15 protein-coding genes are annotated in these 14,722 nt (G+C 42.2%); 9 read left to right on the forward strand and 6 right to left on the reverse strand.

Annotated features, from left to right (window positions below):
• Positions 1–15 precede the first annotated feature (15 nt).
• The 5 genes from ACTG7L_RS07240 to epmA form a co-directional block, all read right to left on the reverse strand.
• Positions 16–627, reverse strand: a complete 612-nt coding sequence (locus ACTG7L_RS07240; RefSeq protein ID WP_439328005.1) for a YfgM family protein — start codon at positions 625–627, stop codon at positions 16–18.
• 3 nt (positions 628–630) lie between these two features.
• On the reverse strand, positions 631–1,908 hold the full coding sequence (gene hisS, locus ACTG7L_RS07245; protein ID WP_439328006.1) for a histidine--tRNA ligase: 1,278 nt from the start codon (positions 1,906–1,908) through the stop codon (positions 631–633).
• 9 nt (positions 1,909–1,917) lie between these two features.
• Entirely contained in the window at positions 1,918–3,024 is a 1,107-nt protein-coding gene (gene ispG / locus ACTG7L_RS07250; protein WP_439239764.1) for a flavodoxin-dependent (E)-4-hydroxy-3-methylbut-2-enyl-diphosphate synthase, read from the reverse strand.
• Positions 3,025–3,035: 11 nt separating this feature from the next.
• Positions 3,036–4,052: a RodZ domain-containing protein gene (locus tag ACTG7L_RS07255; protein ID WP_439328007.1), complete on the reverse strand. Its 1,017-nt coding sequence runs from the start codon at positions 4,050–4,052 to the stop codon at positions 3,036–3,038.
• 88 nt (positions 4,053–4,140) lie between these two features.
• The gene (gene epmA, locus ACTG7L_RS07260; RefSeq protein ID WP_439239766.1) at positions 4,141–5,112 is read right to left on the reverse strand and encodes an elongation factor P--(R)-beta-lysine ligase; all 972 of its coding nucleotides are present in this window, start codon (positions 5,110–5,112) and stop codon (positions 4,141–4,143) included.
• A 308-nt stretch (positions 5,113–5,420) separates the two neighbouring features.
• On the opposite strand from epmA, the gene frdA reads away from it, so the two are divergent.
• The 9 genes from frdA (at position 5,421) to manA (ending at position 13,437) form a co-directional block, all read left to right on the forward strand.
• On the forward strand, positions 5,421–7,229 hold the full coding sequence (gene frdA, locus ACTG7L_RS07265; protein ID WP_439257250.1) for a fumarate reductase (quinol) flavoprotein subunit: 1,809 nt from the start codon (positions 5,421–5,423) through the stop codon (positions 7,227–7,229).
• On the forward strand, positions 7,222–7,992 hold the full coding sequence (locus ACTG7L_RS07270) for a succinate dehydrogenase/fumarate reductase iron-sulfur subunit (protein WP_439328008.1): 771 nt from the start codon (positions 7,222–7,224) through the stop codon (positions 7,990–7,992). Before frdA ends, ACTG7L_RS07270 begins: the two co-directional genes overlap by 8 nt.
• A gap of 8 nt (positions 7,993–8,000) precedes the next feature.
• Positions 8,001–8,393 carry a fumarate reductase subunit FrdC gene (gene frdC, locus ACTG7L_RS07275; RefSeq protein ID WP_439239770.1) on the forward strand — a complete coding sequence of 131 codons (393 nt, stop codon included), beginning with the start codon at positions 8,001–8,003 and terminating at the stop codon, positions 8,391–8,393.
• A gap of 12 nt (positions 8,394–8,405) precedes the next feature.
• Positions 8,406–8,750 (forward strand): fumarate reductase subunit FrdD, encoded by a 345-nt coding sequence (gene frdD / locus ACTG7L_RS07280; protein ID WP_439328009.1) that lies wholly within the window; start codon positions 8,406–8,408, stop codon positions 8,748–8,750.
• 187 nt (positions 8,751–8,937) lie between these two features.
• Positions 8,938–9,921 (forward strand): PTS mannose transporter subunit IIAB, encoded by a 984-nt coding sequence (gene manX, locus ACTG7L_RS07285; RefSeq protein WP_439239772.1) that lies wholly within the window; start codon positions 8,938–8,940, stop codon positions 9,919–9,921.
• A gap of 10 nt (positions 9,922–9,931) precedes the next feature.
• Positions 9,932–10,732: a PTS mannose/fructose/sorbose transporter subunit IIC gene (locus tag ACTG7L_RS07290; RefSeq protein ID WP_439239773.1), complete on the forward strand. Its 801-nt coding sequence runs from the start codon at positions 9,932–9,934 to the stop codon at positions 10,730–10,732.
• A 13-nt stretch (positions 10,733–10,745) separates the two neighbouring features.
• On the forward strand, positions 10,746–11,582 hold the full coding sequence (locus ACTG7L_RS07295; RefSeq protein WP_132302907.1) for a PTS mannose transporter subunit IID: 837 nt from the start codon (positions 10,746–10,748) through the stop codon (positions 11,580–11,582).
• Positions 11,583–11,749: 167 nt separating this feature from the next.
• The gene (locus ACTG7L_RS07300; protein WP_439328010.1) at positions 11,750–12,247 is read left to right on the forward strand and encodes a DUF986 family protein; all 498 of its coding nucleotides are present in this window, start codon (positions 11,750–11,752) and stop codon (positions 12,245–12,247) included.
• The gene (gene manA / locus ACTG7L_RS07305; protein WP_439328011.1) at positions 12,244–13,437 is read left to right on the forward strand and encodes a mannose-6-phosphate isomerase, class I; all 1,194 of its coding nucleotides are present in this window, start codon (positions 12,244–12,246) and stop codon (positions 13,435–13,437) included. The genes ACTG7L_RS07300 and manA overlap by 4 nt, the downstream gene beginning before the upstream one ends.
• A 73-nt stretch (positions 13,438–13,510) precedes the next feature.
• Here manA and nhaA read toward each other — a convergent pair whose 3' ends face one another.
• A complete protein-coding gene (nhaA, locus tag ACTG7L_RS07310) occupies positions 13,511–14,677 on the reverse strand; it encodes a Na+/H+ antiporter NhaA (protein WP_439328012.1) in 1,167 nt (388 codons plus the stop codon).
• Positions 14,678–14,722: the final 45 nt, after the last annotated feature.

Consider the following 14,722-nt stretch of genomic DNA (forward strand, 5'->3'; position numbering starts at 1 on the left):
TTTATTTCGTTATCATTACAAATTATTTAACAACACTTTCACTTCTTGCTGTTCCAATGCCGAACCGTTTTTCAATACGCTCTCAAGGGTTTGTTTAGCTGTGGCCTTATCGCCTTTGGCTAATTGAACCTTTGCTGTGAGGACATTTTTCCGACTTTCCCATGTTGCGTCTTTGACTAAATTTAAGGTGCTTAATACCTCATCAAATTTGTCTTGTTGTAACTGAATTTCAGCTAAACGAATACCCGCAATTGAGGACAAAATTTCATCTGGTGCTTGTGCCATGGAGTCTTTTAATGCCACTTCTGCTTGAGAAAAATCTTGATTTTGCACCGCACTTTTGGCTTTTTCCAATAAGGCTAAAGTCGCATAACCTGTTTTACTATGTTCTTTCACAAACGCATCAATTTGCGTATTTTTTGTCGTAGCATCCACATTGCTATACACCGCTTGCTCATATTGTGCTGACATTTGTTGCGCTTTGCTCATTTGGTAATCTTGCCAAAAACGCCAACCAAAGACCCCTCCAGCGCCAATAATCACGGCAGCAATCAGGCTTTTATAATTTTCTTTCCACCAAGATTTAATTTCATTCAGTTCTTGTTCTTCTAAACTACTATAAGCCATAATTTATTCCTTAAATGCTTGAGTTAAATAAGCTACTAATTCATCCACGGCAACGGTTTGTTGGTCTGCATTGCCTAATAAATCTTTTACCACCACTTGGTTAGATTGTACTTCAGTTTCACCAATCACAATAGCAAATTTTGCCCCGACTTTGTCGGCACGTTTAAATTGTTTTTGGAATTTGCCACCGCTACAATGGGTCATAATACGTAAGTGCGGTAATTCTGAGCGGAGTTTTTCAGCAATTTTAAACGCTGCCAACGTGGTTCCTTCACCTGCAAAAACAAGGTAAATATCCACCGCACTTTGTACTGGAATAGCTTGGTTCACTTCTTGCACTAGCAACACTAAACGTTCTAAACCCATGGCGAAACCCACACTCGGAGTTGCATGTCCGCCTAGTTGTTCCACTAAGCCGTCATAACGACCACCACCGCAAACCGTGCCTTGCGCACCTAATGCAGTAGTCACCCATTCAAACACGGTTTTATTGTAGTAATCTAAGCCACGTACCAGTTTCGGGTTGATTTCATACTGAATCCCCATATTATCAAGTAAAGCACAGAGTTGAGCAAAATGCTCACGGCTTTCCTCGTCTAGATAATCTAACAATTTCGGTGCATTGTTTAACACCTCTTGTAACGCCTGATTTTTGGTATCTAAAATACGTAATGGATTTTTAACTAAGCGTTCTTTTTCTTCCTCGTTCATTAAATCCAAATGATTTTGCAAGAAATCCACTAAGGCAGAGCGGTAATTTTGGCGAGCCTCTAATGAACCAATGGAATTTAATTGTAACGCTACATGCTGATCGATCCCTAATGCTTTCCATAAACGTGCAGTGAGTAAAATCAATTCCGCATCAATTTCGGGATTCGCAATACCAAAAATTTCCACGCCCGCTTGGTGGAATTGACGATAACGCCCTTTTTGTGGACGTTCATGGCGGAACATCGGACCAATATACCACAAACGTTGTTCATTATTATAAATCCAACCGTGTTCTACTGCCGCACGCACACAACCGGCGGTTCCCTCTGGGCGCAAGGTGAGCTGTTCATCATTGTCCCAAAAGGTATACATTTCTTTTGATACCACGTCGGTCACTTCGCCAATGGCACGTGCAAATAACGGCGTACTTTCCACAATCGGCATACGCACTTCAGCATAACCATAGCTCGCTAACACTTGGCGTACTTGACTTTCTACCCATTGCCATAATGGGCTTTCTGTTGGGGAACAGTCATTCATTCCCCGAATCGCTTGAATGGTTTTTGCCACAATATTTCCTTAAATAATTCTGTTTTTGGGATCTTGTTGAGACACTTTAGCTCGAATTTTGGCCTCAAGCTGATCGATCAATGCGTCATTATCAAAACGTTCTTTCTGGCGTTCACCATCTAAATAATAACCGCTTTTTTTGTTACCACCGGTCACGCCTAAATCCGATACCAAAGCCTCGCCCGGTCCATTTACCACACAACCGATAATCGACACATCCATTGGGGTGATAATATCTTCCAAACGTTGTTCTAAGGCATTCACCGTGCCAATTACATCAAATTCTTGGCGAGAACAGGTTGGGCAGGCAATAAAGTTAATGCCACGCGAACGAATACGTAAGGATTTTAAAATATCAAAACCGACTTTGATTTCTTCCACAGGATCCGCTGCTAATGATACTCGCAAGGTATCGCCGATACCCTCCGCTAAAAGCATGCCTAAACCCACCGCACTTTTGACCGCCCCCGCTCTGGCGCCACCTGCCTCGGTAATCCCAAGGTGTAACGGTTGTTTAATCGCTTTGGCTAACAAACGGTAACTTTCCACCGCTAAAAAAACATCAGAGGCTTTGACACTCACCTTAAATTGATCGAAGTTTAAACGGTCTAAAATTTCCACATGACGCAATGCACTTTCTAACAAAGCCTCAGGGGTCGGTTCGCCATATTTTTCTTGCAGATCTTTTTCCAATGAACCGGCATTCACACCAATACGAATCGGGATATTATTATCTCTGGCACAATCCACCACGGCACGAATACGATCTTCACGGCCGATATTACCGGGGTTAATCCGCAAGCAATCTACGCCGTATTCTGCTACTTTTAAAGCAATGCGATAATCAAAATGAATATCCGCCACTAACGGCACATTCACTTGTTGCTTGATTAACTTAAAGGCCTCAGCGGCGTCCATGGTTGGCACGGAAACACGTACAATATCTGCCCCGACTCGTTCAAGCGCTTTAATTTGTGCCACGGTGGCATCCACATCCGTGGTTCGGGTGTTGGTCATGGATTGCACCGCAATCGGTGCATCACCGCCCACTGGCACCTTGCCTACATAAATTTTTGTCGATTCACGACGTTTAATGGTTGGTTTAAAAGCTGACATAATTTCCGTGATTATTGTAATTTAATGCGAGCCACTCGCCCATCAATTTTCAATGGGTAATTTTCGCCTTTATAGGTAATTTTTACATTCGACGGCGCCCCAATGGTTAAGGCATAAGGGCCTTTTCCGTCCAACGTGATCACTTCACCTTGTTTATATTCTTTTTGTGTCACTAAATTATGACGTTTGCTATCACGCACCGCAATCCAACTGGTGGCGGCGGTTATTTCAATTTGTAAATCCCCTGTCAATGCGCTATCAGCGGTGCTTGACGTATTATTATCGCTCGCTGAATTCTCTGTCACAGCATTGTCTGCGGTGGTATTCTCAACGGTATTATCCGAGGTGCTATGCTGTAATAACATGGCTTGCGCCGTATTACTCGTAACAGTGCTATCCGTTTGCCCCGAAGTTGCGCTAAGATCGTTGCTCGTGGCCGTGTTGTTATTTTCTGTCCCCATTTCCACCGCACTTTCCGTCTGAGGTGGAGGGGCCAAGGTTGCCTGATTATCCACGGGTGCCATTGCATTGGTCGCTTGGCTTACGGTCGGAGTTGACTCTTGCGCAGGCACATAATTTTGCACTAAATTATCCCGTTCTGCATTGGTTTGTTGGTAATTTTCCCACCACCAAAGTGCGGTCATGCCAATAACAAATAACACCACCAAGGCTGTTAACCAGCCAATCCAACGACTATGCGAGGAATGCGGATTTACCACTTTTTTGACTTTAACATGCTTATTTAAATCATTTCTTGCGGTGCCACCAAAATCAATCTTGCCATCAGCCCATAATGTGGCGGGTAATTTCAAGAATTCAGCATAATTACGCACATAGCCTTTCATAAAGGTGGCTGGGATATTTTTCTGTACAAATTCATTGTTTTCAATATGTTCTATCACCGACGGGCGTAAATTCACTTGTTCAGCGGCTTGCTCAATCGTTAAATTTAATTGTTGACGCGCCTGACGAAAAACCTCACCGACGGTTGCGGTAGAATTTTCGATAACGTGCTTCTGCGTATCCATAAATAGCCTTTGCTTCCTAAAAATAAAAGATAAAATTAAGCTGTTAAGTTTAAAGTTGTCGCCTTGCTTTTGCAACTGTTATTTAGCGCTAGGCGTTTGTGATCCCAAAGGACAGCACTTGTTCAATGCGTTCTGCCCCCAATGCAATCATGATCAAACGATCCACGCCTAATGCCACCCCTGATGTATTCGGCATGCCAGCTTGTAGGGCGGCCAACAAACGTGTATCAATCGCTCGAGTCGGTAAGCCTAATTTTTGGCGCAATTGATTATCTTGCTCAAAACGATTAGCTTGCTCATGGGCATCAGTCAATTCATGGAAACCATTGGCTAACTCTAACCCTTTGTAATAAAACTCAAAACGTTCCGCTACTCGGTGATCTTCTGAGCTAATTTGAGCTAATGCGGCTTGACTGGCGGGAAAATGGTAAATCGCCACAGGACGATCTTGACCAATTTTGGGTTCCACTACTTCACTAAACAGAAATTGTAATAATGTATCTCGTTCTTCCGTTTCATCACAGATAAAATGATGTTGTTTCGCCTTATTAACCAATTCCGCTTTGGAGGCAGACAGCGGATCTAAACCCACATATTCTTGAAAAACAAATTGATAGCTTAAACTTTCAGCAGGTTCGCAATCTAAAATATTCTGTAATAAATCATCCACTTCATTAATTAAACGATACATATCGAAGAACGGACGATACCATTCTAACATGGTAAATTCTGGATTATGCCGTTGCCCCGCCTCTTCATTACGGAAAACATGGCAAAGCTGAAAAATGGCGCCTGAACCCGCCGCTAATAAGCGTTTCATATGATATTCTGGGCTAGTATTGAGCCAGAGGGTCTTAGATTGTGCATTAAAAGGCGCAGTAAATTCCGTGCTAAAGGTAGACAAATGCACATCCGTCACCCCAAATTCGCTTAAAATCGGGGTTTCTACTTCTAACACGCCACGTTCAGAAAAAAAGCGTCGGATCTCCGCCATGATTTTGGCACGGGCTAATAAGTTCTTAATTGGCGCAGTGGGCTGCCATTGAGTTTCTGTTGACATAAATAGATAATCAATAAATAAAAAGTGTCGCTATTTTAACGTGAATTACCTAAAATACCAAACCCAGAAATACAATAATCCTGCCATAAAAAGATCACTTCCGCCCAGTTAGCCATAAATAATCGACATAAAAGCCCTGAATCTAACCCTATAATAATTCTCATTTTTATTAAAGTGCGGTGTTTTTTATGAGAAATTTGAGCTAGATCACATTTCTAATCATTAGATGAAAAAAGAGATAGTAATTTATTAAAATTTAAGTAACATTATCCTTAATCATTTTATTCCAACTGTGGGGGAACATTATCGTGCAAATAGTCAATGTAGATATTGCGATAGTCGGTGCTGGTGGTGGTGGTTTGCGTTCTGCAATCGCTGCGGCAGAAGAAAATCCGAATCTTAAAATCGCTTTAGTTTCAAAAGTTTATCCAATGCGTAGCCATACTGTGGCCGCCGAAGGTGGTGCAGCGGCGGTTATCAAAGAAGAAGATAGCTACGATAAACACTTTAACGATACCGTGTCGGGTGGTGACTGGTTATGTGAACAAGACGTGGTAGAATATTTTGTTCAACATTCACCCGTAGAAATGACACAACTTGAACGTTGGGGCTGTCCTTGGTCTCGTAAACAAGATGGTGATGTAAACGTACGTCGTTTCGGTGGGATGAAAATCGAACGGACGTGGTTTGCGGCCGACAAAACCGGTTTCCACTTGTTACACACACTTTTCCAAACCTCTATTCAATATCCTCAAATCCAACGCTTTGATGAACATTTCGTGTTAGATATTTTAACCGATAATGGTCATGCTTGTGGTTTAGTGGCAATGAACATGATGGAAGGGAAACTCATCCAAATTAACGCCAAAGCCGTAGTAATTGCCACTGGCGGTGGTTGCCGTGCATTCAAATTTAATACTAACGGCGGTATCGTGACCGGTGATGGCCTTTCTATGGCCTATCGTCATGGCGTGCCATTACGTGATATGGAATTTGTGCAATATCACCCAACTGGCTTACCGAATACCGGTATTTTGATGACCGAAGGTTGTCGTGGTGAGGGTGGTATTTTATTAAATAAAAATGGCTACCGTTATTTACAAGACTATGGTCTAGGCCCTGAAACGCCAGTGGGTAAACCTGAAAACAAATATATGGAATTAGGTCCTCGTGATAAAGTATCCCAAGCATTCTGGCAAGAATGGCGTAAAGGTAACACACTCAAAACCGCTAAAGGTGTGGATGTGGTGAGTTTGGACTTACGTCATTTAGGTGAAAAATATTTACACGAACGTTTACCGTTTATTTGTGAATTAGCTCAAGCCTATGAGGGTGTAAACCCTGTTGAACAGCCAATTCCAGTGCGTCCAGTGGTGCATTACACCATGGGGGGGATTGAAGTAGATTTCAACAGTGAAACTCGAATTCGTGGTTTATTCGCTGTCGGTGAATGTGCCTCTTCTGGTTTACATGGTGCCAACCGTTTAGGCTCTAACTCCTTAGCGGAATTAGTGGTATTAGGTCGTGTAGCCGGTGAATACGCCGCTGAACGTGCCACTGAAAATGTCCAAATCAATCAAGCCGCAGTGGATGCCCAAGCTCGTGATATTGTTAAACGCTTGGAAGATTTATACAACCAAGAAGGTAACGAAAGTTGGGCAGAAATTCGTGAAGAAATGGGCATGTCCATGGAAGAAGGTTGTGGTATTTATCGTGACCAACAAAGCATGCAAGCCACCGTGGATAAAATTGCCGAATTGAAAGAACGTTATAAACGTATTCGTATTCAAGACCGTTCAAGCGTGTTCAATACCAACGTGCTTTATACCGTTGAATTAGGTTATATCTTAGACGTAGCACAATCTATTGCCAACTCAGCGATTGAACGTAAAGAATCACGTGGTGCTCACCAACGTTTAGACTTTGTTGAACGTGATGATGTGAATTACTTGCAACATACGTTAGCCTATTACAATGGCGACAATGCACCTCGCATTGAATACAGCCCAGTGAAGATTACGAAATCACAACCGGCGAAACGTGTTTACGGTGCGGAAGCGGATGCCGCCGAAGCAGCCAAAGCTGCCGCTAACAAAGGGGAGAATGCAAATGGCTAATGAATCTATGATGACCGTAGAAGTGCTACGCTATAATCCTGAAGTGGATAAAGCACCGCACTTATGTACTTACCAAGTCCCTTACGATAACCAAACCTCTTTATTAGATGCGTTAGGTTATATTAAAGATAAACTTGAACCTGAGCTTTCTTACCGTTGGTCTTGCCGTATGGCGATTTGTGGTTCTTGCGGTATGATGGTGAATAATAAACCTAAACTCGCTTGTAAAACGTTCTTACGTGATTACAGTGGTCACATGCGAATTGAACCATTAGCGAACTTCCCGATTGAGCGTGATTTAGTGGTAGATTTAAGCCACTTTATTGAAAGCCTAGAAGCCATCAAACCTTATATTATTGGCAACAAAATGCCAGAGTTAGATGGTCAACCACATCCGTCAGTGGAATTAGCGAAAAGTCGTACCAAACAAACACCAAAACAGTTGGAAAAATACCGTCAATTCTCCATGTGTATCAACTGCGGTCTTTGCTATGCAGCTTGCCCACAATTTGGTTTAAACCCTGAGTTTGTCGGTCCAGCAGCGTTAACCTTGGCTCACCGTTATAATTTAGATAACCGTGATCATGCTAAAGCACAACGTATGCCAATTATCAACGGTGACAACGGTGTTTGGTCTTGTACGTTCGTAGGGGCATGTTCTGAAGTGTGTCCGAAACACGTCAACCCAGCCGCCGCCATTAACCAAAGCAAATTAGAAAGTGCCAAAGACTATCTAATTTCCATGCTTAAACCAAAAGCGTAGGGGGAATTATGACTGAATTAGTAAGTAAACGTAATAAATACCGCCGTGAAATGACCGCAACTTGGTGGAAAAAATGGGATTTTTACAAATTCTATATGTTGCGTGAAGCGACGGCTTTCGCTGCCGTATGGTTCTGCTTAGTATTGCTTTACGGTATCATCACCTTAGGCAGTGAAAATGGATTTACCACAAACTTTGTGCCATTTTTACAAAACCCTATCGTGGTTATTTTAAATCTCGTGTCAATCGCTGCCTCCATTCTACACTCGGTGACATTTTTCCATATGTCGGGTGAAGTGATGTCTGGAACCTTAGGCGTGAAATCAGAATTAATCCGCAAAGGATTCTATGTGGTTTTCGCTGTGGTCAGTGTTGTGCTGTTGATTTTAGCGTTCATGTAAGGAGAAATAACGATGGTAGATCAAAATCCAAAACGTTCGCAAGAGCCACCTGTCTGGTTATTGTTTAGTGCAGGCAGTGCCATTAGTGCATTAGCTTTCCCAGCATTAATCCTGATTTTAGGTATTTTATTGCCTTTTGATATCATTTCAGCGAATGGCATTATTGCCTTTAGCCATCACTGGTTAGGAAAATTAATCATCTTAGCGTTAGCTGTTTTCCCAATGTGGATGGGCTTACACCGTGTACATCATGGTATGCACGACGTGAAATTACACGTACCAAACGGTGGATTAATTTTCTATGGTTTAGCTGCAATTTATTCTATTGCTGTGATTGCTTCAGTGATTGCTATCTAACGCTAAACTCTCTCAAATACATAATAGGTATCCTTGTGATACCTATTTTTTTGTTTATTTTTACCGCACTTTGTTTAAAAAAACTGATCTTGATCACATATTAATGAAAATATGGTGCTGAAACGTGCAAAGCAACTCAATTCATATTAGAATAGCTCACCTTAATTTCAGACCAAAGGAGTCAACCATGACTATTGCAATTATTATTGCAACCCACGGTGTGGCAGCAAACCAGTTGCTAAAAACCACCGAAATGCTGATTGGTGAGCAAGAAAACGTGGCCACAATTGATTTTGTGCCAGGTGAAAATGCAGAAACCATTATGGGCAAATACCAAGAAAAACTGGCCAATGAGCTTGCTCATTGTGATCAAGTGTTATTCTTGGTAGATACTTGGGGCGGGAGTCCGTTTAATGCGGCCAACCGTGTAGCCAATGATCAAGACAATATGAACGTTGTCACTGGCGTGAACGTGCCAATGTTAGTGGAAACCTTTATGGCTCGTGATGATAATCCAAGCCTTGAAGAACTCACTGCCATTGCCCTTGAAACAGGTCGTACTGGCGTGCGTGCATTGCGTTTTGATGAACCAGAAGAAAAACCGGTTCAAGTAGCCGCTCCTGTTGCACCAGCAAAACCAGCTGAACCGGCAGTAGTGACTCCGAATGCGGAAGGACATTTAGTTATCGGTTTAGCTCGTATTGATGACCGTTTAATTCACGGTCAAGTAGCCACTCGTTGGACCAAAGAAAGCAAAGTCACTCGCATTGTGGTGGTGAATGATGATGTTGCCAAAGACAGCGTGCGTTCCACCATGTTAAAAAGCGTTGCCCCTCCGGGTGTCACTGCTCACGTGGTGCCGGTGGACAAAATGATCCGTGTCTATAACAACCCTGAATATGCCGGTGAGCGTATGATGTTGTTATTCACTAACCCAACGGATGTACAACGTTTATCTGACGCTGGCGTAGAATTTAAGTCTATCAATATCGGCGGTATTTCTTACAAAGAAGGTAAGAAAATGGTGACCAGTGCGGTAGCCGTGAACGACGAAGATATTGCGGCATTCAAAGCCCTTGATGCCAAAGGCATTGAGTTGGATGTACGTAAAGTGTCTAACGATAGCCGTCAATATATGATGGATCTTTTAAAGAAAAATAACTTAATCTAAGGAAATTATTATGGAAATTACAACGTTACAAATCGTACTTGTATTTTTAGTCTCCTGTATCTCTGGTATGGGATCGATTTTGGATGAATTCCAAACTCACCGTCCGTTAATTGCCTGTACACTTATTGGTTTAGTGCTAGGTGATATGAAAACTGGGATCATCATTGGTGGTTCATTAGAATTATTAGCCTTAGGCTGGATGAACATTGGTGCCGCTCTTGCACCAGATGCCGCTCTTGCCTCTGTGGTGTCAACCATTTTGGTTATCGTAGGTGGACAAGAAATCCCAACCGCTATCGCTTTAGCTATTCCATTAGCGGCAGCCGGTCAAGTATTAACCTATGTGGTACGTGCCATTACCGTGGCATTCCAACATGCGGCAGATAAATCCATTGAAGACGGTAATCTTAACCGTTTAGACTGGATCCACTGCTCTGCCTTGTTATTACAAGCCATGCGTATTGCCATCCCAGCCTTAATCGTTGCTTTAACCGCAGGAACAGATACCGTTCAAGCCATGTTAGGAGCGATTCCTGAAGTGGTCACCATGGGCTTAAAAATTGCCGGTGGTATCATTGCCGTGGTCGGTTATGCGATGGTGATTAATATGATGCGTGCAGGTCACTTAATGCCATTCTTCTACGCAGGTTTCGTGGTTGCCGCCTTTACTGACTTCAACCTTGTTGCCTTAGGTATTCTTGGTGCCATTATGGCCGCACTTTACATTCAACTTCACCCGAAATACAACAAATCGCAACAAGTGGTGCAAGTGGTCGCAAACAACAACGATCTGGACAACAGATTAGATTAATGGGGTAATAAAAATGACAACTGAAATCAAAAAAGTCACCCAAAGTGATTTAAATTCCGTGGTATTACGTTCAAACCTATTCCAAGGTTCTTGGAACTTTGAGCGTATGCAAGCCTTAGGTTTCGCCTATTCAATGGTGCCTGTAATCAAACGTTTATACCCCGATCCGAACTCACAAGAACGTAAAGATGCCATTAAACGTCACCTTGAATTCTTTAATACCCAACCATTCGTGGCAGCCCCTGTTTTAGGTGTAACCATTGCGATGGAAGAACAACGTGCGAACGGTAAAGAAATTGATGATGCTGCCATCAACGGTATCAAAGTGGGTCTGATGGGACCATTAGCCGGTGTGGGCGACCCAATTTATTGGGGGACAGCTCGTCCAGTATTCGCTGCATTAGGTGCAGGTGTGGCCTTAACGGGCAGTATCTTAGGGCCTTTATTATTCTTTATTCTGTTCAATCTTGTACGTTTAGGTACACGTTATTATGGCGTGACTTACGGCTACAAAAAAGGTTTGGACGTGGTACAAGATATGAGTGGTGGCTTATTGCAAAAACTCACGGAGGGAGCTTCTATTCTCGGCTTGTTTATTATGGGGGCATTAGTCCAAAAATGGACCAGCATTAACGTCCCATTAGTGGTTTCTACTATCCAAAAACAAGACGGCACCACTGAAATCACTACCGTACAAAGCATTTTAGACAGCTTAATGCCGGGGTTATTGCCATTGCTATTTACCTTTGCTTGTATGTGGTTACTACGTAACCGTGTGAATGCCCTTTGGATTATTATCGGTATTTTTGTTATCGGTATCCTTGGTGCGGCAACAGGGATTTTAGCTTAATTCCCCACAATCCTCACCCCATAAAATCCCCTCTCCCTCTGGGAGAGGGCTAGGGTGAGGGTGAGGGTCATTAACCCCTCACCTCCCGAAAATCCTGACGGATTTTCTCCGTCCTCTCCCAAAGGGAGAGGCTGTTATCGTTCCAATCTAATTTATCATTCACCGCTATGACCAACACCATTCTCATTCTCTACATTCTGGCCTTTTTTGCCTACGCATTCTACGAACAATTTGGATTAGACAAAAGAAAAGGCAAAACCCAACTCAAAGTGCGGTTAAAAAAACGCACGAAATTAGACAGCCTCATTTTTGTTGCTCTAATCGGCATTATTATTTGGCAAACCGAGGGAAATATTGCCCCTGATACCTTGTATTTACTGGCTTTTTTAATTTTACTCAGCCTGTATATGGCATTTTTCCGCTCCCCCATGTTGATCTTAAAAAAAGACGGCTTTTTCTTTGAGAACTTTTTTATTGAATTTGCTAAAATAAGCCAAATTAATTTAGCCGATGAGTTCAAACTGGTGTTTGATCTCACCAACGGAAAACGCCTTGTGGCACAACTCACCGAACAAACTGACGTCGATCAAGTGGTACAATTTTTCGGTGGCTACAAACAGCAAAAATCACAACGCCCAAAACAAGAAAAACAGGAACAAAAATGACCGCACTTTACAAACTCACTGGCACCGCCCAACAATACGCATGGGGTGGCGAAAACTATATTCCCCATTTAATCGGCTTTACCGCTCAAAAAAATCAACCTTATGCCGAATGGTGGCTTGGTGCACATACTTCTTCGCCATCTATGCTTGAAGTAGCGAGTCAAAAAATACCTTTAGATCAATTTATCCGTGAAAATCCAGCGGTTCTTGGTAAACAAAGTCGTACTATTTTCGGTGATGAACTGCCCTATTTACTCAAAATTTTGGATGTGAAACAACCGCTTTCTATTCAACTACACCCAACCAAACAGCAAGCTGAAATTGGCTTTGCGACAGAAAATGAACGTGGTATTGATTTAAAAGATCCGAAACGCACTTACAAAGACAATAACCATAAACCCGAAATGATGATTGCCTTATCCGATTTCTGGTTATTGCACGGTTTCAAACCGAAAACAGAAATTCTAAAAACATTGCGTGAACGTACGTCATTGAAAGCCTTAGCAGATCACTTAGAAACTCAGGATTTACACCGTTTCTATTCAGAGATTATGCAAGCAAACCAAACGCAATTAGCAAATTGGCTATTGCCTATCTTTGAAGATAATCGGCTTGAAGATTTACGTCCAGAAAATCCTGATTATTGGGTCTTATATAGCCAAAAAGAAATGAACATTTCATTAGAAAAATTAGATGCGGGCTTAATGTGTTTCTATTTATTTAATATCGTTGAAGTCAAACAAGGCAAAGGGATTTTCCAAGATGCTGGTATTCCGCACGCTTATTTACGTGGGCAAAATATTGAATTAATGGCGTGTTCCGATAACGTGATCCGTGGTGGTTTAACGCCTAAACATGTGGATATTGATGAATTACTCAAAGTGATTGATTGCCGTGAAGTGATCCCTGAATTAATTCCAACTGCCCCACAACATCATGGATCATTTACCTATACCACACCTGCTAAAGACTTTGCCTTGGCAAATGTACGTTATGATAATGCAGTCCAAATCAATGAGAAGGCAGAAAGTGCGACCATTTTATTGGTCATGCAAGGCAGTCTAAAAATCAGTGATAAAAATACCGCACTTGAACTCAAACAAGGAGAATCTGCCTTTATTTGTGCCGATACGGAATACCAAATTGTTGGACTAGAAATAGGATATTGTGTATTGGCAAAATTACCGTAACCACTTTTATGACATGTATGGAATGAAATCACCGCACTTTCTACCTAATTAGCTTGAAAGTGCGGTGCATTTTTTAAGTGTTTTTGGTACTTAATCTTAACAACGCATAACCTAAAATAGCCGATAAGCAAGATCCTAATAACACGCCCAATCGAGATAGGGTGTTAATTGCATTATCCACTTCCCCCTCAAAGGCCAGACTGGCTAAGAACATTGACATCGTAAACCCGATACCACATAACACCGCAATGGCAAAAATATGTTTGAGTTGAACACCCTCTGGCAATTTGGCGACGCCTAATTTAATGGAGAAATAGCTAAATCCAAACACCCCGAGTGGTTTGCCTATTAACAACCCTAAGGTAATGCCGAGCGGTAAAGCGGAAAGCAGCATGTCACGACTAATGCCACCTAAAAATACGCCCGCATTGGCAAAAGCAAACAATGGCAACACAAAGAAAGAACACCAAGGCGCTAAAATATGCTCCAATGTATGCAACGGACTGTGGCCGTTTTTATCTTTTAAAGGAATACAAAAACCAATAATCACCCCTGCCAATGTCGCATGAACACCCGACTTTAACACGGCTGCCCACAAGACTAAACCCACCATAATATAGGCACAGAGATGACCGACTTTAAGGCGATTTAACACCACCAACGCCAGAATTGCCACGGCCGAAATCGTTAAGGCAAGGACGCTTAAATCAGAGGAAAAGAACAGCGCAATCACCACAATAGCGCCCAGATCGTCAATAATCGCCAGAGCCAATAAAAATACTTTTAACGGCAACGGCACACGCTTACCCAATAACGCCACAATCCCCAAGGCAAAGGCAATATCCGTCGCCATCGGAATCGCCCAACCATTACCCAATTCTGGTTGGTGTTGAGTGAGTAACCAATAAATCACAGCGGGAATCACCATTCCCCCAATTGCCGCAAAAGCAGGGAAAATCGCTTGCTGATAACTGGATAAGGATCCCTCTAAGATCTCACGTTTGACTTCCAGCCCAACAAGTACAAAAAATACCGCCATAAAGCCATCATTAATCCAATGGATAAAGGTTTTATTAATGGCAAAAGAACCAAATTGTACGCTAACGGGAATATCTAAAAAATCAAAGTAATCCGCTTGCCAAGAGCTATTGGCCAATACCATGGCAAGCACGGCAAACACTAATAGCAATATGCCACTGGCGGATTCCATTTTGAAAAAACGTTGTAATAGATTTAACATAAAATAAGTTTCCAAAAAAGTATAAAGGGAAAATACTAACATAAT

The organism is Lonepinella sp. BR2357, from assembly GCF_051851525.1.
Classification (GTDB): Bacteria; Pseudomonadota; Gammaproteobacteria; order Enterobacterales; family Pasteurellaceae; genus Lonepinella.

Excerpts from the sequence above, each read along its gene's own strand:
- manA (WP_439328011.1), top strand. The coding sequence starts at position 12,244 with ATGACCGCACTTTACAAACTCACTGGCACCGCCCAACAATACGCATGG.
- ACTG7L_RS07255 (WP_439328007.1), bottom strand. The coding sequence starts at position 4,052 with ATGGATACGCAGAAGCACGTTATCGAAAATTCTACCGCAACCGTCGGT.
- manX (WP_439239772.1), top strand. The coding sequence starts at position 8,938 with ATGACTATTGCAATTATTATTGCAACCCACGGTGTGGCAGCAAACCAG.
- frdD (WP_439328009.1), top strand. The coding sequence starts at position 8,406 with ATGGTAGATCAAAATCCAAAACGTTCGCAAGAGCCACCTGTCTGGTTA.
- epmA (WP_439239766.1), bottom strand. The coding sequence starts at position 5,112 with ATGTCAACAGAAACTCAATGGCAGCCCACTGCGCCAATTAAGAACTTA.
- ACTG7L_RS07290 (WP_439239773.1), top strand. The coding sequence starts at position 9,932 with ATGGAAATTACAACGTTACAAATCGTACTTGTATTTTTAGTCTCCTGT.
- ispG (WP_439239764.1), bottom strand. The coding sequence starts at position 3,024 with ATGTCAGCTTTTAAACCAACCATTAAACGTCGTGAATCGACAAAAATT.
- ACTG7L_RS07240 (WP_439328005.1), bottom strand. The coding sequence starts at position 627 with ATGGCTTATAGTAGTTTAGAAGAACAAGAACTGAATGAAATTAAATCT.
- nhaA (WP_439328012.1), bottom strand. The coding sequence starts at position 14,677 with ATGTTAAATCTATTACAACGTTTTTTCAAAATGGAATCCGCCAGTGGC.
- frdC (WP_439239770.1), top strand. The coding sequence starts at position 8,001 with ATGACTGAATTAGTAAGTAAACGTAATAAATACCGCCGTGAAATGACC.
- ACTG7L_RS07295 (WP_132302907.1), top strand. The coding sequence starts at position 10,746 with ATGACAACTGAAATCAAAAAAGTCACCCAAAGTGATTTAAATTCCGTG.
- ACTG7L_RS07300 (WP_439328010.1), top strand. The coding sequence starts at position 11,750 with ATGACCAACACCATTCTCATTCTCTACATTCTGGCCTTTTTTGCCTAC.
- ACTG7L_RS07270 (WP_439328008.1), top strand. The coding sequence starts at position 7,222 with ATGGCTAATGAATCTATGATGACCGTAGAAGTGCTACGCTATAATCCT.